Annotated in this window: 15 protein-coding genes; 3 read left to right on the forward strand and 12 right to left on the reverse strand. The window is 35.7% G+C overall.

Annotated elements, in window-relative coordinates; all coding sequences use genetic code 11:
- Positions 1–5: 5 nt before the first annotated feature.
- Together BM371_RS17565 and BM371_RS17570 are read right to left on the reverse strand one after the other, a co-directional pair.
- Positions 6–4,097 (reverse strand): fibronectin type III domain-containing protein, encoded by a 4,092-nt coding sequence (locus tag BM371_RS17565; RefSeq protein WP_081874590.1) that lies wholly within the window; start codon positions 4,095–4,097, stop codon positions 6–8.
- Positions 4,098–4,484: 387 nt separating this feature from the next.
- A complete protein-coding gene (locus BM371_RS17570; RefSeq protein ID WP_034679098.1) occupies positions 4,485–7,418 on the reverse strand; it encodes a reprolysin-like metallopeptidase in 2,934 nt (977 codons plus the stop codon).
- A gap of 237 nt (positions 7,419–7,655) precedes the next feature.
- On the opposite strand from BM371_RS17570, the gene BM371_RS17575 reads away from it, so the two are divergent.
- On the forward strand, positions 7,656–8,015 hold the full coding sequence (locus BM371_RS17575) for a hypothetical protein (RefSeq protein WP_131431015.1): 360 nt from the start codon (positions 7,656–7,658) through the stop codon (positions 8,013–8,015).
- A 20-nt stretch (positions 8,016–8,035) separates the two neighbouring features.
- Here BM371_RS17575 and BM371_RS17580 read toward each other — a convergent pair whose 3' ends face one another.
- The 10 genes from BM371_RS17580 to lpxB form a co-directional block, all read right to left on the reverse strand.
- Entirely contained in the window at positions 8,036–8,698 is a 663-nt protein-coding gene (locus BM371_RS17580; protein WP_034679094.1) for a DUF6048 family protein, read from the reverse strand.
- Positions 8,664–9,131, reverse strand: a complete 468-nt coding sequence (locus BM371_RS17585; protein WP_034679093.1) for a DUF6452 family protein — start codon at positions 9,129–9,131, stop codon at positions 8,664–8,666. Before BM371_RS17585 ends, BM371_RS17580 begins: the two co-directional genes overlap by 35 nt.
- An 8-nt stretch (positions 9,132–9,139) precedes the next feature.
- Positions 9,140–11,611: a zinc-dependent metalloprotease gene (locus BM371_RS17590; protein WP_081874595.1), complete on the reverse strand. Its 2,472-nt coding sequence runs from the start codon at positions 11,609–11,611 to the stop codon at positions 9,140–9,142.
- A 41-nt stretch (positions 11,612–11,652) separates the two neighbouring features.
- The gene (gene rlmD, locus BM371_RS17595) at positions 11,653–13,068 is read right to left on the reverse strand and encodes a 23S rRNA (uracil(1939)-C(5))-methyltransferase RlmD (protein ID WP_034679296.1); all 1,416 of its coding nucleotides are present in this window, start codon (positions 13,066–13,068) and stop codon (positions 11,653–11,655) included.
- Positions 13,069–13,179: 111 nt separating this feature from the next.
- On the reverse strand, positions 13,180–14,775 hold the full coding sequence (locus BM371_RS17600; protein WP_228376806.1) for a TlpA family protein disulfide reductase: 1,596 nt from the start codon (positions 14,773–14,775) through the stop codon (positions 13,180–13,182).
- A gap of 138 nt (positions 14,776–14,913) precedes the next feature.
- Positions 14,914–15,681 (reverse strand): succinate dehydrogenase/fumarate reductase iron-sulfur subunit, encoded by a 768-nt coding sequence (locus BM371_RS17605; protein ID WP_034679092.1) that lies wholly within the window; start codon positions 15,679–15,681, stop codon positions 14,914–14,916.
- 24 nt (positions 15,682–15,705) lie between these two features.
- On the reverse strand, positions 15,706–17,718 hold the full coding sequence (locus BM371_RS17610) for a fumarate reductase/succinate dehydrogenase flavoprotein subunit (protein WP_034679091.1): 2,013 nt from the start codon (positions 17,716–17,718) through the stop codon (positions 15,706–15,708).
- A gap of 15 nt (positions 17,719–17,733) precedes the next feature.
- Complete coding sequence (locus BM371_RS17615; RefSeq protein ID WP_034679089.1) at positions 17,734–18,396, reverse strand: succinate dehydrogenase cytochrome b subunit; 663 nt, start codon at positions 18,394–18,396, stop codon at positions 17,734–17,736.
- A gap of 144 nt (positions 18,397–18,540) precedes the next feature.
- The gene (locus BM371_RS17620) at positions 18,541–20,316 is read right to left on the reverse strand and encodes a ComEC/Rec2 family competence protein (protein WP_051883018.1); all 1,776 of its coding nucleotides are present in this window, start codon (positions 20,314–20,316) and stop codon (positions 18,541–18,543) included.
- A 55-nt stretch (positions 20,317–20,371) separates the two neighbouring features.
- Positions 20,372–21,481: a lipid-A-disaccharide synthase gene (gene lpxB, locus BM371_RS17625; protein WP_034679087.1), complete on the reverse strand. Its 1,110-nt coding sequence runs from the start codon at positions 21,479–21,481 to the stop codon at positions 20,372–20,374.
- Positions 21,482–21,589: 108 nt separating this feature from the next.
- Here lpxB and BM371_RS17630 point away from each other — a divergent pair, with 108 nt between their 5' ends.
- Both BM371_RS17630 and BM371_RS17635 read left to right on the forward strand, forming a co-directional pair.
- A complete protein-coding gene (locus BM371_RS17630) occupies positions 21,590–22,099 on the forward strand; it encodes a DUF2480 family protein (RefSeq protein ID WP_034679086.1) in 510 nt (169 codons plus the stop codon).
- 106 nt (positions 22,100–22,205) lie between these two features.
- On the forward strand, positions 22,206–22,862 hold the full coding sequence (locus BM371_RS17635; RefSeq protein ID WP_034679085.1) for a DUF937 domain-containing protein: 657 nt from the start codon (positions 22,206–22,208) through the stop codon (positions 22,860–22,862).
- The last annotated feature ends 48 nt before the right edge of the window (positions 22,863–22,910 follow it).

Genomic DNA, 22,910 nt, shown 5'->3' on the forward strand with positions numbered 1-22,910 from the left:
GATTATTATTCTTTGATGAATTTTTTCTGGGCAGTACCCTGAACATCATCAATATCTATTACATATACTCCATTGATCAATCTGCTCACGTCGATCTTATTGTTTAAGATCACACCGCTTGAAACTAACTGACCTGCAGCACTGTAAATCTTATAATTAGCTTTCTTGCTAACATTCTTAACATTCAACACTGATTTTACAGGGTTTGGATAGATAAGAATTTCGTCTTGGTTCACTGTATTCGCTGAAGGTAATTTAGAGATTCTTACAGTATAATCTTCTACTTCCCCGTTAGCAAAGTTTGTACAGTTTACAGGAATACCGTCTTTTGACATTGCAACTCTCATCACAACATATTTGTCGGTAGAGCCTACATAAGCGTTAGCAGGAACACCAAATGTCGCACTCGCTGTTGCATTTGTATTCGGACCATCAGCTAAAATTCTTTCATTTAGATCGAAAGTTCCGCTTCTGTCAAAGTCAATCCAAACAGAAACTCCTGCATTTGCTCCAGAAGACATTGTTTTATCAACAATAATCTGGTTACCTACAGACCCTTGAATCATATCGATGAATTTCACCGGGTTGGCTGTAAAGTCTGAATAAGGAGCTCCAGCAGTAGCATTTGTCATTTCAGGCTTACCTGTCGGTTTAGCAGTAACTTTTGAAATAAATTCTGTAGCTGCACTACCAGATTGCATCGGACAATATACTACTGTAGGTGTAGTGAAATAATATAATGGCGTAAAGTTACCCGGAGTACCACTACAAATGTTTGCAACCTGCATTTCATATTTAGTCAATTCTAATAATCCAACCAAAGTATGAGTGTTTGTGTTAACATTTACGTTAGTCCAGCTTGGAATTCCAACTTTTCTATATCTTAAAATATAAGTATTTGTAGCTCCAGGACCTGTATAAGCATCCCAAACAACTTCAGCAGTTGTAGGAGTCAACTGATTGATCGTTAATCCCGGAGGCGGAATTTCGCAAACTCTTACTGTAGTAAACACCTGAGATGTAGACCATGGGTTAGGAGTTGTAGATCCGATACATGTATTTCGTATCCTTACTTCATAGGTTTTATAAGAACTTAAACCTTGCAGCAAATAGCTATTTGCCGGTGGTTGTGGTGTTGAAGGTAAAACAGGGTTCCATACTGGAGCACCTACTTCTTTCCATTGCAATTCATAAGTAGAACCAGCTGCAAGTGGATTCCATGTTATTAAAGCAGATGTAGGGGTAATATTACTAATTGTAATATTCGGAGGAGTAGGATCACATCTTGTTGTAAACTCATTATGAGAGAAAACTCCAACATTTGTTGTATTACAAACCGCAGCAACTTCTACTTCATAAAGTGTATATGATAGCAAACCTTGTAATTGATAAGTATTATTTGGTGTTAAAACACCTGCCACACCGATCGGGCCAGTCGTAGGCAACCATTGGGTAGAACCTACCGGTCTGTATCTAATTTGATAAGATGCTCCTCCCGGATCCTGTGGCCAAACTATCGTTGCAGAATTGTGTGTAATAGAAGCCGGAGTTACAGTAACAACTGGTGTATCTGTACTACAAACTCTTAATATAATATTATCTACTGCTGCCGGTGGCTGTGTACCTCCACTGCCATCATTTCTCCATTCAAATACCAAACGCATAACCGTTCCGGCAAAACCACTTACATTTAAGCTGTTATTAGAAAAATTCTGCCATGCAGTACCTTGAAGGTTAAACTGTCCCACTTGAATTCTACCCGTTGCAGCACCAATTTGTGTTCCAGGAGTAGGCAAAAAGTTAGATGGAACCAACCATACTCTTAGGTAATCATAATGTGTACTACCAATTGATTCTCCCTGTGCTTTCCAGTCGAAAGAGAAGTTTGCAATTGTTGTTCCGGCAGGAATTAAAATATCTCTATATGCTTGTGTAACAGAAGTATTTGATGTTGAATAAGCATTCGTTGTTCCAGTGGTGTTTGAAATATAGATCGAGTTACCTGTATTCCCTGTTGCAGAACCGTAAACCCATTTATTGGTTTGCGTTCCATTTAAGAATCCAAAATCATTTGGTCCTGTAAATGGCTGAATATATGGTAAGGTTGCAGGAATTTGCGTCGTCATCACCGAAACCGGTTCTGATAAATCACTTTGATCTGTAGCACTACAAATAGCCTTAACCCATATGTTATATACTGTTGATGGGCTTAGACCCGGAACAGTATAACTCGTACTTGTTCCCGGAATACCTGTTACCTGTGGAGTAGTAGGCGGAGTAGTAGTGGTGCTGTAATAAATTTCATATCCGGCAGGGTTAGTTGTAGGTGCATTCCAAGAAATTTGTGCTGTATTTCCTGTAGTACCTGTTGATACTACACCTAACGGTTCTATACAGGTAGGAGCCACTCTCAATCTGAAATCGTCAACTCCCAAGTACCAAGGAGTACCATTAGATGAAACATTTAACCCAAAAGTATAATTTCCTGTAGTCGTTGGTGTATAGAAAATTTTATGTTGCGTGTAAGCCGCTGTACCTTGAGTCGCCGTAATAAATGTGGTGAGATTTGTAGCGCCCGTCATACTCTGAGCCGTATTAACCAATACATTTCCGGTAAAACCGATCAAGTTAGTTGCTGTTCCACCAGTATGGTAGTAGAATGAAAACTCGTAAGTAGTTCCCGCGTTTAGCGTAAATGATGGAGTCCACAATTGACTTGGGTTTGTATTGCTGTACTGAATTCTCATATAATTCGGCGCAGATCTAGGACCAGGTGATGTTGTAGAGGCAGCAGCACTTGAAGACACCCAAGAGTACGTTCCGGCAACCTGAACCCAGCATGGAGGAACAATGCCTGTACCAATAGGAGTCAGTGTATTGAAATTCTCAGTCCATGGTAATACAGTAACCGCGTTACATACTGTTCTAAAATTTCTTTCTGTACATGATGCTGATGATCCTCCTGCATTGTAAGAATTTACTCTGTAGAAGTACTGCGTATTATTTTGAAGTGCAGTAGGGAATGTGTATGATGTAACATTTCCCAAATCTACATTATTTAAAACCTGAGTTCCATTTGTAGTTGTTCCAACTGTCAATCGATAACCTGTAGCACCGGTTACCGCAGCCCAAGTAATGGTTGGCGTTGTAGAAACTCCTACTGCACCAGCTGCAGGAGCAGATACCGCAGGACAAGGAATTGTTTGAGTTGTAAAACTTCTCACAGAACATGCTGCAGACGGATTAGTAGCACTATAAGAGCTTATCGTATAATAATATTGAGTATTATACTGCAATCCTGCCGCTGCTGGAATTGTAAACGTTGTCACATTTCCAAGATCTTGATTGTTGATAATATTAGTACCACCAGATGTTGTACCCACTGACAATCGATAACCTGTTGCTCCACTCACTGAATTCCAAGTAATTGCTGGTGTTAAACTAACACCAGTTGCAGCTGCTGCCGGAGCAGTCACTGTAGGACATGCAGGAATAGGACTTGGAGCTAATCCTAAAATAGTTGTTGCTGAATTATAGTTATTCCTACCTAATGCCGTTGGTGGTGCCGCCGGATTAGGATTTGTAGGATCACTTCTATAATAGATCGATCTATTGGTAGCGGTAGTATAAACATACATCGCTTCCGCAAAATTGTTCGAGTCATAATCCGGAGAAGTTTCTCTTGCTGCTATGACTAAGTTATCGGTATTGTTATATGCAAAAGGTGTTGGCAATGTGATTTCGACAACCCCTGCATTATTTGTAACCGTACCTATAAAAACCTGAGTCAGAGAAGTTACAGGAATCCAATCTGTATTAGAATCAAAAGTATTTTTTGTTGTATGTCCTAAATACACCGTCCAACTCGCAGAGTTGGTAAGGGTAGCAGATGAACTTAAATAAAATCTCAGGCCAGTAATATTTCCGGCAGCTGCAGCATTAATTTCAGTTTTAGGAAAAATCTGCTGAACATAAGAATATCCATAATATGTACTGATGGGGGCAATCCCCGTCGTAGTACTTCCTACACCCAAATTTATCTGGGCATTGATGCATGTGACTATAAACAATAGCCACGAGAATAGAAATTTCTTCATAAATAGTAAAAAATTAAAAATACAATGAAGTGGTATTACGTTTTAAGTAAATCAGTGAATTCATTTCTGTAATTACTGATTCTATTTTTTCTAAAAACGCCAACAGGTACATATTTCGTATCTGGCTGACATAGAATTTAGTCTGGTGCAACAACACGTTTCGATGTAAAAAACGGCTTATCAAGCAACGTTGATGCAGTAAAAATGTAGAAGATTTCCTCATAGGCAAAATTTATTTAATCAATACAAATCTAATCAATTTTAATAACAATAAATACATTTACATATATTTTTTTAATAGTAATTAACTAAACACAACTAAAAACTAAAATAATAAAAAAATCCCCAGACAATTCTGAGGATTTATAAGTATTAAAAACGAAGGTTTTATTTTTTAATGAACTTGCTATTAAATTTCTCTTTTCCTTTATCTTCAATAGAAATTACATAAGCTCCTTTAATTAATGATGATACATTAATTTTTCCACTTAAAATATTTCCACTAGAAATTAACTGGCCTGCTGCGCTATAAATTTTATACATCGCTTTATCAGAAACTTTTGTTACATTCAAGAAATCTGTTGCAGGATTTGGATAGATTTGAATTCCATTATTTTTTACAGTACCAGATTCATTTGTAGCCAAATTACCAGTGATTACAACATTATAATCTTCAAACTCACCTAAATAATTTGCATAATTACCGCATGCTCCTATCAAAGATACACCTGCAGAATTTACGTATAGCATACCAACTCTCATTCTTAATCCAAGACCTTGAACTGCATTATTTGGAACTGTGAATGCGAAGGTAAGAGGATTTGGAGTACCATTAGCGGTAGGAGATGTCAGTATTCTCTCTGACTCTTCAAAAACACCATTCCTATTGTAATCCATCCATACAGATGTTGCTGCAGGATAAGGCCCACCAGGACTTTGCAAGTAAGCTCTAGTAATTGATAATGTATACGTAGCACCAGAATTTAAATTAATCTGTAATGCAGGATTAGAAACATAGCTAGTATAAGTACTTGCACCTGATGCATTAGTCATATTAGCCAAACTTACATTTGAAATATAATCATCAGTAGCACCCCCTGAAACTACTGGACAATAAGTGGTCATTGCTGTTGTAGTAAAGTTAGAAGAAGCGGAGAAGCTACCTTGAGTTCCACTACAAACAGTTGCTATTTGTACTTCATAAGCAGTACCATCAAGAAGATTCGGAAGTACAATAGTTGTTGACGATGTCGTCAAAGTCGTCCAACTCGTATCAACAATCTTTTTATATCTGACTACAAAAGTAGCATTCGCAACTGGCGCCCAGTTCACTGTTGCAGAACTAGTTGTAACATTATTAACTACAATACTTGATGGTGCAGTACCATTACAAGGAGCAAATTGAGTTACAGTAATAGATTTTATCGCATAAAATACATTTCCAATTGAAGATACTCTCACTTTAATCGTTTGACCATTCATAGATGATGCAAACGTGAAATTTTCTGTTCCGTCATTAGGTGTAGAAGCGCTCAAAACAGTCCAAGTAGCACCATTATCAACAGTATAGTCAATTTTAACATTAGCAACATTGTATGGTGCAGCATTAGTTCCTGCTACATCCCATTCAATTGGAGTAGGAATACTGATGTTTGCAAAAATTGTATTTAGTTTAAATGGACCTTCATTACCTACAACAATAGTTTGTTCAGCAAATTGAGTTTGTTGTTGTGTTGCTATAGGATTATTATCCCTTACTGTAACCGAAAACTTTGTAGTTCTAGCAACTTTTGAAACTGATTCCCATTCATCGTTAGAGTTATCTAAAACTCCATTTAAAACTGATGCTAACTTAGGAAAATATCTTGTAGCACTAGCTGTAGGCACCAATGACCTAAAAGTTGCCCCTGTAGTCGTAGATCCAATATTTGTTTTATTAATTACAACTGAAGCATTATCTACTTGCTCCCACATATAAGTAAGCGGGTCATTTTCTGGATCTGTGGCAGAAGCAGTTAAAACAAACGCAGTTCCTTTAGGAATATTATATGTAGGTAAAGCAGCGATTACTGGTGGATTATTATTAATCGTAGTTTCCACATCACAAGTTTTTACATTCAAATTATTCTGAATCTGAAGTATACTTACTTTATGAAAGAATGGATCAGAATTTGTCTGTACATCAGTAGTTGCACCTGTAATTCCGGCATACCCCATAATTGTAGATCCTGAGCCTGGTTCAACATTGGTACCGGATCCTTCTAAAGCATGTGCAAATGTATGATTACCTCCCAATTGGTGACCCATTTCATGAGCTACAAAATCAATATCAAAACCAGGACCTACAGGACTTGTACTTTGTGTAAAACCTGATCCTTTTGCAGTTGTTGTTGGTGTTGCTGGGTTTATACATACACAGCCAATACATCCTGCATTTCCATTATTTCCCGCAGCATTAAATACATGCCCGATATCATAATTATCATTTCCTACTATCGATGTTAAAGTTTGTTGCAACTGTACATTTAAGTTACCTGTGTAAGGATCTTGAGCAGCATTAGTGTAAATAATGGCAGGATAATTCTGAATATTTAAGTGCAAAGCTAAATCTTTTTCAAAAACCCCATTTACTCTCGTCATTGTTGTATTCATAGCAGCAAGTGCTAAAGCAACTGTTCCACCATGGAATGCTGTATATTCACCTGTTGCAGACAATGCCAATCTCATCGTTCTGTATTTTTTATCAGAACTTTTAGAAAAATCGGTTGGTTGATTGGTAAATACCTGACCACTTTGTTGAAGCTCTTTCATCTGAGTAATCGCAGCTGTTCCTTCTGAAGTATTACAAACAAAAGCTTTTCCGTCTTTTGATGATTTATGATAAACTCCATAAACAGTTTTATCACTATTTTGTGCATCAATAAATTCGTAAGTACCATTATTGATAACCATTGAGCTAAAATCATTCGGAGACACTGAGAATCTAAGGAATTTAGTTGGATTATCCACACTAACACCTACATACGAACCCAATTGATATTGATCTGCCAATTCTTTTACCATTACAGGGAAGCTATATACTGCAAATCTCTCCATTTTACCTTTTATATTAGGTAATGAAATATAGACTGGTTTTGCAACGGGTCCGGTTTCTTGAGCATCTTTTAATTGTGATTTTAATAAGTTAAGATCCAATTTAAAATGCTGTGAGATTGATCCTGGAACAATCTCTTTACTTCTACTTATAGTTATTGGTGACCACTGTGCAATAGCGGAACCACCAAGTAAACTACAAAATAAAGCAGTAATGAGTTTTTTCATACTATTTTAGAATTAATTTAAATCTTTCGCAAATATAATATAAATTACATTTACATTAATATTCTATTAATTTTATTTAAAAAAAATCATTAATTTGCTTAGAATACAACAAAATTTTTATTTTAACCCATTATCAAAAAACAAATTACAATGAAATATATTACGATATTTTTGTTAATAATATCCGCAATACTATTGAATTGCAAATCAAAGAGTACTTCTACTAAAAAATTAAAATTGAGTACAGAAAAAATTTCTTTAACAGAACGAACGAGGGGTACAAACCGTATCTTCATCTTAACAAATGGCAAGCTTGAAACAGCTTTAAACGGAAATAGTAAAACAGAAGAAATTACACAGGATAACTGGGCAAAAATTTCTGAGGCTGCTGAAAAGATTAATTTAGAAGGAATCTCAAAACTTGAATCACCATCGACGAAAAGATACAGCGACGCAGCTTTCGCTTCTTCTATTACTATTACTAAAAACGGAACTGATTATCAATCTTCAGAATTCGATGCAGGAAATCCTCCTATTGAACTGAAAAATCTTTATGATGAAATGAAGAAAGTAATAGAAACAAAAAAGAGCAAGTAAAACCTGCTCTTTTTTTTATTTTAAAACTTGTAGGCAATATTCCATGCAAAGCCCATATTGAATTTGCTGGAGCTTTTTCCGAAGCCCGGAACAATCATTGGTACAACTTCGTCCTGTTTCGAGGTTACCATTAAATATCTCGGCTGCATACTTACATCAATGTAAAAATTCGATTCAAACAACTGTACTCTTCCCCCTAACGTTCCTTCCAGCCAAAAAGATGACTGTGATGATGAAGGCATGGATACCGTAGAACTGTTTCCGCCAAAACCTCTTACCGGAATTGCCATATATTCCTGTTTATAGAATGAACCGGCTATTTTGCCCCCTCCATAAAATCCGTTAAAATCATTCTCACGATCTCTTGCCAGCATATAAAAAGCTCCGATCTTTGCAAAAGGGCCACTTGCTTTCGCATCGTAGCCATTGTTCTGGTAAATATTTTTATCAAAACCAGCTTCAATTATCCCGTGAAGGTTATCTTTTACTTTGGAAGAAATAAACCCCTGAAACAATTGCCTGTCGGAGAAAAAAGAAACACCTGCATTCAGAACATCTACGCCTACTATAAAGTTGGGTTCATATTTCCATTTTGGTTTTTCGGTTTCTTCTTTTTCCTGTGCAGAAAGATTCCAAAAACTTAAAACACTAAAAATTAAAGAATAAATTAGTTTTTTCTTCATTGTCTATAAAATTTTGTCCCTGCTCAAGACTTTTTAAGGAATTTGGGGTTGATAATACGGAGTTTACATTTTCATAATTTCTTTTTACACCACATCCTGGAGAAACGTAAATAGATTTAGTGGTATAGCTTACTCTTACTCTCGTAGAATCTTCTTCTGTTGTTGTTTTAATATAAAGATCGGTAAAAGGAGAATCATCAACGCGCAAAGGAACAAACACAGAGTCAACCTTTAGCTTCCATCCCAAATCGATAATGCTTGTTCCAAGGTCTGCATAAACTCTTATGGAGTCTATATCTGTGATTTTCCCTTCTCTTTTAAACATGATTTTCATTCTTGGGGTTCCTTCACCGCTTTCACAGATGTCGTCATCACTTCCGCAAGAAATCAATGACAAAGTAAATATGAATAATATGAATTTTAAATATTTCATAGCTGAATTTATTTCGGATCTAAAGCTTTCTCAATACGGAAAACCAAATCTTCGTAATGGTATTTATTAACCAAATCGTTGGAAGTAGTTTTCGCTGCAAGATCTTTTTTAATGGTGTTCAAATTTCCTCTCACAATCGCTGAAACATCAGACTTATCTGAATTTTTGGTATCAATTAATTTAATTAAAGCATCAACATAATTTCTCTGAAGATTTCTTCCGTAAATATCTGCGTTGTCTTTTTTAATAATTGAATTGTTTAAATCTGAAAAATATTCGATCAATGAATATGAATTCTGATTAACGGCTTCCGACTCATACAAACTCTGAAGAACCATCTGACTTAAAATTCTTCCTAAAACTCCGTTCTGAATTTCTTCAACTGTTTTTACAGGAGTTTTTCCTGTTTTCTCAAAAATATCTTTTTTCAGCAACCATTGTGGAGTCGTGAAAATATTTTCATCTAAAAACTGTAAAGCTTCTTTTTGATCTTTCTTGGCAACTACTTCATAAACGGAGCCAGACTGTTCTGCCGTTTTCGGAGTTTCCATTTGTCCGCCAATATATTTTGAAACGTGACCTAAATATCTTCTGAACTGTGTAGTCACCTGATCATACATCATTTCAAGATTTTTGTAATCTTCATTCGGAGTTTTCGTCCAGCTATCAAGATTATCTACAATTCTTTTCAGATTTTTGATTCCGTAAGTACTTGCAATCATCGCATTGTCACCAACCTGCTCACTCTGCGATCTTGGATCTAAAGGATTTGTCTCTGTACCGAACCAAAGCCTTTCGTTTTTCAGATTTTTGATGACCCACTGATTAAGGTATTCTTTTTCAGCATCGGGAGTTTTAAACTGATTAAATCTTTTGTATCCCCACTCGATTGCCCAATCATCATAATCACCAATTCTCGGGAAAATCCCTGAATCACCAATATTATCTTCAGGTTGCGCAACATAATTAAATCTTGCATAATCCATAATCGAAGGAGTATGACCGTTTTTCTCCAGCCATTTTTTATCTCTTAGTTTTTCAACAGGAACAGTTGAGCTTGAACCATAGTTATGTCTTAAACCTAAAGTGTGACCCACTTCATGCGAGGAAACAAAACGAATTAATTCGCCCATCAGTTTTTCGTCGAATTCCATCTTTCTGGCTCTTGGATCGTTTGGAGAAGCCTGTACAAAATACCAGTTTCTCAACAACAACATGACGTTATGATACCAATTGATGTGACTTTCTAAAATCTCACCCGTTCTCGGATCGGCAATTGAAGGTCCTGAAGCGTTGGGGACATCTGAAGGTTTATAAACGATGGCAGAAAATCTTGCATCTTCCAGACTCCATTCTGTATCAACTTTAGGATCCGGAACTTTTGCAACAATTGCATTTTTGAATCCTGCTTTTTCAAAAGCTTTTTGCCAATCATTCACCCCTTGAATTAAATAAGGAACCCATTTTTTCGGAGTTGCAGGGTCGATATAGAATACAATTGGTTTGGAAGGTTCTACCAGCTCACCTTTATTGTATTTTTCTACATCCTGTGGTTTTGGCTCAAGACGCCATCTTTTTACCAAAGAAACTCTTTTTACACCTTGAGGATCCAAATCGAAATCGGTATAACCTACGGTAAAATAACCAACTCTTGGATCAAAATATCTTGCCTGCATTTTGTTTTCAGGAAGAAGTACAAAAGAAGAATTGATTTCTACGGTATAATTTCCGCTGATTTTAGGAGCGGGCATTCCCGGAACAGCCGGAGTTGCAGGTCTGCCTAAAGTTCTTGCGAAAGTTTTAGTGGTATTAATTTCAATATTGTTTGGAAAAGATTTAACGAAATTCACAAAAGACATATCTTTCTGAAAAGTTCCTACTCTGTAGGAATCTTTAGCCCAAACCGAAAAAGATGTCAGTTCGTTATCAGAATTTAAAACATCGGTAACTTCAATCACAGAAGAATTTTTCTTCAATCCGTAAGCTTTTACATCAAAAGATTTAATGATAGACTGTACGTTATTTCTCGTTACCGAATTATACATCTGAGATGTAGAATCTTTCGCATAATCAACGTGAGATATTGAACGTAACAAGATTTTATCTTTAGGACCTTTTTCAAAAGCGATTACTTGCTGACCGATTTGGTCTCCTGCATAACCGGAAGTTCCGGAACGCATTCCTGCAGCAGCTTTCGTTAATCTTGTCACGAGAAGAAATTCCTTTTTCAGCATTGCATCCGGAATTTCGAAATAATATTTATCGTCTACTTTATGAACCGTAAAAACTCCCTGATCAGAAACCGCTTTATCGGTAATAATATCTTTAAATGGTTTGATCGGACTTTTCTTTTTATCATCTTTTTTTACTACAGCGGTATCTTTTTTTACTGCCGTTGAATCTTTTTCCTGAGCGGAAATGGTTTGCTGACCAAAAATCAAAGCAGTCAACAGAAAAAAAGCTTTACAGTTCTTTATCATATTCATTAAACTTTTAATAAAATCAATTCAAATCTACGTAATTATTTCTTGATAAGGAGCGCAATATTCTCCACATGGTGGGTTTGCGGGAACATATCTACCGGCAGAATTTTCACCAGAGTGTAGTGGTCTTTCATCAAAGCCAAATCTCTCGCCTGAGTTGCAGAATTACAGCTCACATACACTACTTTTTCGGGAGCTAATTTTAAAATCTGCTCTACTACTTTCTGGTGCATTCCGTCTCTTGGCGGATCGGTAATCAATACATCCGCTTTTGGATGATTTTCTAAAAATTCTTTTGTGAAAACATCTTTCATATCTCCACAATAGAATGTCGTATTCGTTAAACCGTTCAATTCGGCGTGCTCAATTGCTGCGTCGATAGCTTCCTGAACCGATTCAATTCCGATTACCTGCTTTGCATTTCTTGCAACATACTGAGCAATTGTTCCGGTTCCTGTATATAAATCGTAAACAACTTCATCACCTTTTAAATCGGCAAATTCAAGTGTTTTTCTATATAATTCTAAAGCCTGCTTGTAATTGGTCTGGAAGAATGATTTCGGGCCGATTTTAAATTTCAAACCATCCATTTCTTCCATTAAAAACCCTTCACCAAAATACACATTTACATTTAAATCATAAATTGAATCATTCTGTTTTGGATTAATTGCATACACCAAAGTTTTGATCTGAGGAAAATTTTCCAGCAAATAAGTAAACAATTTCTCTCTGTTTTCTTTTTCTTCTCTGTAAAGTTGGAACAAAACCATCCATTCTCCTTTGGAATTTTGTCTCATCATCAAAGTTCTCAGAAAACCCTCTTGATTTTTAACATCGAAAAAATCTAAACCATGATCAACTCCATATTTTTTTACAGCTAAACGAATTGCGTTGGAAGGATCTTCCTGTAGGAAACATTCTTTAAGATCCAAAATCTTACTCCACATCCCTGGAATATGGAAACCAAGAGCATCTTTGCTTCCGAAATTCTCTTCTGAACTGATCTCATACTGAGTCAGCCATCTTGCATTCGAGAATGAGAATTCCATTTTGTTTCTGTAAAAATATTGTTCTTCAGAACCTAGAATAGGAACAGTAACGAAATCATCAATTCCGCCAATTCTTTTAATATTATTATAAACTTCTTCCTGTTTAAAATCAAGCTGCTTTTCGTAGCTCATATTCTGCCATTTGCAGCCACCACAAGTTCCGAAGTGAATACATTTTGGCTCAACTCTGTAAGGAGACCTTTCGATAACATCTACAGCTTCCCCTTCAAAATAGTTTGATTTCGCTTTTTTAACTCGTACGTTAACAACATCACCCGGAATTGCTCCGGAAACCATCACCGCTTTACCTTCTTCGGTTCTTCCGATAGCAACACCTTTTGCTCCTGCAGAAACTAATTTTATATTTTCAAGAATTAAATTTTTCTTATTATTCTTCCTACCCATTCTGATTTTTCTATTTTTTCTAATTGAAACTTGTCCGGTTTCAGTCTGCAAAAATACAATAAAAAAAACCTTATCCGAAGACAAGGTTTCTTTTATACTTTTTTAACTCGATTATTTAGTTGGAGCAGGAGCAGGCGCCTCTTGTGTTTTAGGGGCTTCTTCTACCTGTGGAGCCTGCTGGAAAGCTGACGGATCAAGCTGCAATTGTGGTTGCGGTGCAACTTTTGGCGCAGATAACCCTGTTTGCTTATCTAATAATGTCACCAAATCCTGATCACCCAGATTATTGAAAGGTCTGCTTGCGATTTTACCGTTTTTATCAACAATAATAAAGCTTGGTAATTTAAATCCATAAATTCCATATTTTTTAGCAATATCAGAATTAAGACCTCCATCTCCGTAAACATTAGTTCCGGTAATTCCATTGAACATTGCTTTGCTTGTTTTCCCAAACTGCTCTTTGGTATCATCAAGATTTACAAATACAAAGTTCATTTTAGATTTGTAGAAATTTACAACTTCTTTCAGAACAGGAACAGTACCTTCTTTAATATAAGGATTCCAAGATGCATAGAATACAATCATGTAAGGTTTACCTTTGTTTTCGCTTAATTTGTAAGCTGAACCATCTTCTTTTACCAATGAGGCTTCTGGTGCATCGTCTCCAACTTTAAACCCGTTGATCGCAAACTGCATTTTTTTCAGGTCAGCTTTGATGGTAGCATCTTTAATGTCTTCCTCGATAATTTTTTTGATTTTGTCTGTTGCAGCAGCCGGAGTTTGCGGATGCATATCTGACTGAGCCATTACGAAAGCCAATAAATAATCTTTCTCTGTCTGAGAAATTTCTTTTTTACCTTTTAAAAACTCGTTAAACAATTCTGAAGTGGTAACATCTGTTTTTCCCTGAGTTTTTGCCTGAGCAAACTTTTGGAAATCAGGACTCATTTTGGTTAAAAGATACTGTCTGTAGAACGGACTTGTTTTTACCATTGTATCTTTATTTTCCTGCAGTTTGTTCTCATAATCTGTGAAAACTTTACCCAATTTGAAAGATGGATTGCCGCCCATCTTTTTAGACATTTCATAATTTACCAATAAATTAAGAATTGCCGTTTTAGCATCAATCTTTTTCCACTCCACTACTTCTTTACCAGGATTGTATTTCTTCACATTTTCATCAATGTTTTTATTGATGTCTGCTTCGATTTTCTGCATTGCCTTTACATAATTGTTTTCGTCACCAGCAACCAGTTCCTGAATATTTAGACCCTGACCATAGCTCATTAAGAATTTCTGACAAGCCTGAAAGAAATCGTTATCATTTTTAGCATCACCTGTAACGACATATTCGTTGGGGAACGTCGCTGAATTACCTGAGATATTTAATTTCTGACCTCCTTTAAGGAAAATCAAGTTTTGTTTTCCGGCATAATTCATAACGTACATTCCGTTTTTCGGAGCTTCGAAAGTTCCTGTAAAGTTTCCGTCTTTATCGATCCCGAAATTGGCAAGCGGAAGAGTTGCCACTCCTGAAGCTTCTACAAACTCGATTCTCTCTAGAGGAGAACTTCCTGCGATTTTTCCTTTTACTTCAACTTTTTTTGAACAAGACATTGCAAATATGGCAATGACAAACAACAAAAGATATTTTTTAATCATTATTGTATAATTATTTTTTTGGAATGACTGAATCTTCGATTTCATTTTTGTTTTTAAATAATTTAGCAAAAATAAGTTTTTCAAGTCAACAGATATAATATTTAAACTTATTTTATGAAAGATTTAACTAAAAAATCGCCTTCCTGTGAGAAGACGATTTTTGTAATTTATTTTTCAAACAGATTATCCTCTGTCTGCATAAGCAGCCATATACTCTCTGTTCATTCTTGCGATATTCTCAAGAGAAATTCCTTTAGGACATTCTACTTCACAAGCTCCTGTATTTGAACAGTTTCCGAATCCTTCGTCGTCCATAGCTTTCACCATGTTCAGAACTCTACGTTTTGCTTCTACTCTACCTTGAGGTAAAAGAGCATACTGAGAAACCTTAGCTCCTACGAATAACATTGCAGAACCGTTTTTACATGTAGCTACACAAGCTCCACATCCGATACAAGCTGCAGCATCCATTGCTTTATCTGCATCTTCTTTAGGAACCGGAATTGCGTTTGCATCAAGCGTATTTCCCGAAGTGTTTACCGAGATAAAACCACCTGCAGCCATTACTCTGTCGAATGCACTTCTGTCTACCATTAAATCTTTAATAACAGGGAACGCCGCACTTCTCCAAGGTTCAATAACGATAGTTTCACCATCTTTGAACATTCTCATATGAAGCTGACACGTAGTAATTCCTGTATCAGGACCGTGTGCTCTACCGTTGATGTAAAGAGAACACATTCCGCAGATTCCTTCACGACAGTCGTGATCGAAAGCGATTGGTTCTTTCCCATCGTTGATAAGGTTTTCGTTAAGAATATCCAGCATCTCCAGGAATGAAGAATCTGTAGAAACATCCGATATTTTGTAGGTCTCAAACTGACCTTTAGTTTTGCTATTTTTTTGTCTCCAAATTTTCAGGGTAAGATGAAGGCCTTTTTTTGCACTCATAATTATTTATTTATAGGTTGGAGATTATTTGTAACTTCTTGCTTTAACTTCAATGTTTTCATAGATAAGATCTTCTTTGTGCAGAACTTCATTTCTGATATCATCACCTTGATATTCCCAAGCTCCTACATATTTGAAGTTTACATCATCTCTTTCTGCTTCACCTTCAGGAGTAGCATGATCTTCTCTGAAGTGTCCACCACAAGATTCGTTTCTGTGTAATGCATCGATAGCCATTAATTGACCTAATTCGATAAAATCGGCAACTCTGAATGCTTTTTCAAGTTCAGTGTTCATTCCGTCTGCATCTCCAGGAACCTTCACATCGCTCCAGAAATCTTTCTTTACCTGTTCGATTTCAGTGATAGCCTCTCTTAAACCTTCAGGAGTTCTTCCCATTCCTACCTTATTCCACATAATGTGTCCTAATTTTTTGTGGAAATAATCTACTGAATGAAATCCTTTATTATTTAAGAAGAAGTCTACTTTATCTTTAATTTCTTTTTCAGCCTGATTAAATTCGTTAGAATCTGTAGGAATCGCTCCCGTTCTGATGTCTGCAGAAAGATAATCTGCAATCGTATAAGGAAGTACAAAATATCCGTCTGCCAAACCTTGCATCAATGCAGAAGCTCCTAATCTGTTTGCTCCGTGATCCGAGAAATTAGCTTCACCAATTACAAAACATCCTGGGATTGTAGACTGTAAGTTATAATCAACCCAAACACCACCCATTGTATAATGTACTGCAGGATAAATCTTCATTGGAGTTTTGTAAGGATCATCCGCCGTAATTTTTTCGTACATCACGAATAAGTTACCATACTTTTCTTCAACCCAAGCTTTTCCTAAATCATAGATTTGCTGTTCTGTAGGATTGTGAATATGTTTTTCGATAGCGGCTTCTTTACCTTTTTTCATGATCTCTGTAGAGAAATCAAGGTAAACACCTTCTTTAGTATCATTATTTTCGATTCCGAAACCAGCATCACATCTTTCTTTACCCGCTCTGGACGCAACGTCTCTAGGAACCAGGTTTCCGAATGCAGGGTATCTTCTTTCCAAATAATAATCTCTGTCTTCTTCTTTAATATTTTCAGGTCTCAATTTACCTTCTCTGATCGCTACTGAATCTTCAATCTTTTTAGGAACCCAGATTCTTCCTGAGTTTCTAAGAGATTCAGACATCAAAGTCAGTTTAGACTGCTGCGTTCCGTGAACCGGAATACAAGTCGGGTGAATCTGTACATAACAAGGATTTGCGAAATACGCTCCTTTTTTGTGAATTTTCCAAGCTGCAGAAACGTTCGAACCCATTGCGTTGGTAGAAAGGAAATATACGTTTCCGTAACCTCCTGAAGCAATGACAACCGCGTGAGCAGAATGTCTCTCTATTTCACCTGTTACCAGATTTCTTGCGATGATTCCTCTTGCTTTTCCGTCTACTATTACCAGTTCCATCATTTCATGACGGTTGTACATTTTAATTCTACCTTTACCGATCTGGCGGCTCATTGCAGAATAGGCACCTAATAATAACTGCTGACCTGTCTGTCCTTTTGCATAGAAAGTTCTTTTTACCTGAACACCACCGAAAGAACGGTTATCTAACTGACCTCCGTACTCACGCCCGAAAGGAACTCCCTGAGCAACACACTGGTCAATAATATTTGCAGAAACTTCAGCCAATCTGTAAACATTTGCCTCTCTCGCTCTGTAGTCACCACCCTTGATGGTATCGTAAAACAATCTGTAGGTAGAGTCACCATCTCCCTGATAATTTTTAGCTGCGTTGATCCCCCCCTGAGCTGCAATAGAGTGCGCTCTTCTTGGGGAATCCTGATAGCAGAATGCTTTTACATTATAACCCTGCTCAGCCAAAGTAGCTGCAGCAGAACCTCCTGCCAAACCTGTTCCTACAACAATAATATCAATCTTATCTCTGTTGTTTGGTGCAACAAGGTTCATATGGTCTTTATGATGCTTCCATTTATCCTTAAGCGGACCTGCTGGAATTTTTGAATCTAATTTACTCATATTAGTATATTGATATTATTGAGTTACGTAATGAAAAATTGCAATAAAAATAAAACCTAGTGGAATAAGGATAGAATACCAGTTCCCGAAAGCTTTAATTACTGGTGTATATTTCGGATGTCTTGCTCCAACAGACTGGAAAGAAGACTGGAAACCGTGAGCCAAGTGCAAACCTAAAAGCACAAAAGCAACCACATAAAGAACCACTCTCCAGATATCATGAAATTTGTGGTGTAATTCAGCAAAATACCTTGTTTCATCCGGAGTATTTCCCTGAATGTATTTATAATTCATTTCCGGAAAATAAAAATCGTAGAAGTGAAGTACAAGAAACGCAAGAATTACCGCTCCTGAAATAATCATGTTTCTTGACATCCAAGAAGAGTTTGCTGCACCATTATTGTTCGCATATTTTACAGGACGTGCTTTGTTGTTTTTAATTTCTAAAACAAAACCCATCACAAAGTGAAAGATTACCGCAAACATCAAAACGGGTTGCATAAGATACTGCACCAAAGGATTGTATCCCATAAAATGAGAAGCCTGATTAAAAACATCCTCACTAAAAACAGATGTCATGTTGGTAGACATGTGCATCACTAAGAAAATCAGCAGAAACATTGCCGAAAGTGCCATTGCATATTTCCTACCTATTGTAGAACTTGTTAAACTTGCCATATTAAGCTTAAATTTGAATTTCCACAAAATTAGGAAATGTTAACAATACGTGAAACTGAGAAATCTCACTATTAGGCAGTTTGTAATGTTTCTAAATAAGAATTAAAACAATAATAAAAACTCGAAAACTTTCAATTATTGATATTAATCTAAGTAATATATTTTGTTTTTGAATTTTACCGTTTTTGCTGAAGCCGGAAACTTTTTAATTGTAACATTTTTAATTCTGCGTTTTGAAACATAAGAATTCACAATATATTGTTGAATCTTATCTCTCTCATCATTAGAATTTAGCCAAAAAATGGCTTGATCTCCACTCTTGATCGAGATAATTTTATCTTTTTTATAATGATGAACCAAAAATTCATCTTTTTGATTTTCAATAATATTAAAAGAAACTTTAATCAGAATAAATATCAAAACAGATAAGATAACATTGGATATATTTTTAAAATTAAATTTCACAAGCATAAATTTCAGAAAATAAACAATCCCGAACAGAGCAAAAACCTCAACTAAGTTTAAAGGAATATTTTCAAAAAATACCGAATCGAAACCTGCAAACCAATGAATGACTTTCAACAAAACCTGAATCACAAAATCATAAATAACGTTGATACCTTCAAAATCTACATTAAAACCGATCAAAGCAGTCATCACAAAAGAAAAAACAATAATCAACTCCGAAAACGGCACGATAAAGAAATTGGCAAAAATTGAAATCAAAGAAAACTGATGAAAATAATACAAAACCATGGGCAAAGTTGCCAATTGCGCTGCAATGGAAATCGAAATCGTATTGTAAATTATTTTCTTGAAATAATGATCCTGCCTCGGAAGATATTTCAGGATCGGTTGATTCAGCCAATAAATTCCCAAAACCGCCAGAAAACTCAACTGAAAACCAACATCGAAAATCTGCTGCGTATCAATCATTAAAATAATAAACGCAGAAAGTGCCATCGAATGAAGCAAATCTGGTTTTCTTTGAAGCAAAACATAAATAAAATACACCGAAATCATAATGCAGGAGCGCATCACAGAATTTCCAAATCCGATAAAGACCGCAAAAATCCAGATAAAAAATAAACTGATAATGATGGCGTATTTTCTAAAACCAACCGGAGAAAACCTCATCATCAGAAAATAAAACATCCCGAAAATCACAACAATGTGCGTTCCCGAAATTGCCAGAAAATGCACCAGACCCGAACGGCTAAAATCCTCAACCGTTTCAGCATCAATTTCAGTACGGTCTGCGAGAATAATTCCTTTTAAAAATTCACGGCTGCGAAAAGATATTTTAGAATTGTCAATTTCTTGTAAGGTTTCTAAACGTTTCTGCCTAATTTTTTCAGAAAAATTTAAATCAGCTCTCAAAGCAGAAGAAATCTCTCCGTTGATGTAGCATTGATAGAAAATATTTTTTCGCTGCAAATATTTAGAATAATCAAACTGAAAATCATGTTCAGGAGATTTCGGTTGAACAACATAAGCTTTTGCTTTGTAATAATGGTTAAAATCAAGTTCCTTTTTACCCTTTTCAACATTAACAATCGCTTCAAACACTTGGTTTTCAACTTCAGCTACAACTTCATATTTTTTATACTTTTCATTGGAATTTAATTTTTTTGAAACTTTAAAAACTATGGTTTCATTGGTTTTTAAATTAAATTTTTCATAATTAATTTGATTATAAAAATGGAATGATATTCCCAGCCCGAAAAACAATATCACGAGAAGAATATTTCTGATTTTAAATAAAATTTGATTTTTTATAAAAAACAATCCAGAAATTAAGATAGAAATTACGAGAATTATAGTAACAGAGCTTTGTGCAAAAGAAATTTTATCCTGAAAGAAAATTCCAAGGATAAAAGAAATGACAAGAATCAAAAGAGGCTGTCTGTTCAAAATCATCTGTGTTTGAACAAACTAAGTTAGAAAATTTTAGAACACAAAAATTAAATAATGACTACTTTTTTAGATTTAAAATAACATCCGCAGCATTTTCGCTCGCTCCTTCCCCGCCTAATTTCTCTCTAAGTAACTTAAAATCTTGAAGCATTTTGCTTCTTTTTTTGCCTTCAACAACGAAATTCAGTTCTTTAACAAGGTTTTGAGTATTGAGTTCGTTCTGAATCAATTCTTTCACCACTTCCCTATCCATAATCAAATTGACCAGAGAAATATATTTGATATTTTTAACCAGTCTTTTGGCAATAGCATAAGAAATTTTACTTCCGCGATAGCAAACTACTTCAGGAATATTCAGCAAAGCAGTTTCTAATGTTGCCGTTCCCGAAGTGACCAAAGCGGCTTTCGAACACCTCAACAAATCGTATGTTTTATTAGAAACAAAATGCACATTTTCATCCACATATTTTTGGTAAAACTCTTTATCTAAGCTTGGCGCACCTGCAATCACAAACTGGTAATTTTCAAAATACGGACGAACAGAAAGCATGATTTCCAACATTTTTTCGACTTCCTGTTTTCTGGAACCCGGTAAAAGTGCAATGATTTCTTTTTCGTTTAAACCATTTTCAGATTTAAAATTCTCAATATTGATTTCTTGAAGTGAAGAAATCGCATCCAGCAAGGGATGTCCCACAAAATGAGATTTTACACCATGTTTATGATAAAAATCTTCCTCGAAAGGTAGGATTACCATCATTTCATCGACATATTTTTTGATGATTTCCACACGGCCTTCCTTCCACGCCCAAAGTTGTGGTGAAATATAGTAAACCACTTTTATCCCTAATTCTTTGGCAAATTTTGCGATTCTAAGATTGAATCCGGGATAATCTACCAAAATAAGAACATCCGGTTTATTATTTTTAATGTCTTCCTTGCAGAATTTAATGTTATTTAAAATTGTTCTCAGGTTCATCGCTACTTCAAGAAATCCCATAAAAGCAAGGTCACGATAATGTTTCACCAAAGTTCCGCCTTGTTTCTGCATAAGATCTCCACCCCAAAATCTGAATTCTGCGTTGGAATCTTTTTCCTTTAAAGCTTTCATTAAATTGCTTCCGTGCAAATCTCCGGAAGCTTCTCCTGCAATGATGTAATATTTCATAAATAATAATTGATGTACGATGAATGATTTTATCTATTGAACTGACAGTTTCAAACATCAAAATTCAAATTATAATTGAGTAAATTTGCTTCAAAGATAATGATAAAAATGTCAGAAGAATTTGAAATAAAAAATAAAGTGGCAGCAAGCGGATTAATCAATTTCGACTTGTCTACATTGCTCCCAAAAGGAGAAAGAAAAGGAATTGATCTGAAAGATTTTCTTTTTATGGAGATGGTTTTAAAAGAAAAAGATTTTCGTGAGAAGGTAGCAGCAATCAACTTAGAAGAATACAAAGACGCTTATATTTATGTTTACAATTCGGCAGATGCGATTGTTCCGCTTTGGGCTTATTTCCTGATTACGGCAAAACTGACTGATACTGCTAAAAAAATTGTTTACGGTAGTGCTGAAAACCTTGAAATGATCCTGATGCATGAAGCCGTAAGAGATTATGACTTCTCTGAAATGAACGGCAAAAGAGTCTTGGTAAAAGGATGTTCAGACAAATCTATTCCGGAGAACGCATATGTAGAATTGGTAGAAAAACTGAGTCCGGTTGTAAAATCTTTAATGTTTGGTGAAGCTTGTTCCAATGTCCCTATTTTAAAGAATTAAGCCTAATTTTTTGATGTTTGATTAAATTTTAATTGTGAATAAATGACTGTATTTCATATTTTTTGATAACTTTGAGTTGATTAACAAATAAAAATATAAACACAAAATGAGTTTAATTGATTTACTTACTGGTAATACAGGAAACCAGGTTGCAGAACAGGCTGAAAACAAATTCGGAATCAGCAAAAATCAGATTATTGCGCTCTTAGCAGTCGCTACACCACTTGTTATTTCTTATTTACGAAACAAATCTCAGGATGCAAAAGAAGCTGAAGCTTTAAACAACGCTTTGGACAAAGATCATGACGGAAGTATTCTGAATGACACTTCGCAACTCGAATCCAGACAAAATGAAGGAGGTTCTATTCTTTCTCACATTTTCGGAAGCGAAAAAAATACTGTTGAAAACCAATTGTCGCAAAACACAGGAATTTCTATTGATAAAATAGGTCCGATCTTAGCGATGCTTGCTCCTGTGATTATGGGATATATCGGTAAAGAAAAACAACAGAATAATGTTGGAGCCGGAGGTCTTGGAGATCTTTTAGGCGGAATTTTGGGTGGAGCTCAAAATCAGGCTCAGCAACAACAATCAAATCCTTTAAATGATATTCTTGGAAGCGTTTTAGGTGGCGGACAATCGCAATCTTCAGGAAATCCTCTGAATGACATCTTAGGAAGTGTTTTGGGAGGAGGCCAACAAAAGCAGCAAGGCGGAGGCGGCATTGGAGACCTTCTTGGCGGACTTTTTGGGGGAAAATAAACCTTTTGAAATGATAAAAAAAGACCAGAGAGAATTTCTCTGGTCTTT

The organism is Chryseobacterium formosense, from assembly GCF_900116415.1.
Taxonomy (GTDB): domain Bacteria; phylum Bacteroidota; class Bacteroidia; order Flavobacteriales; family Weeksellaceae; genus Chryseobacterium; species Chryseobacterium formosense.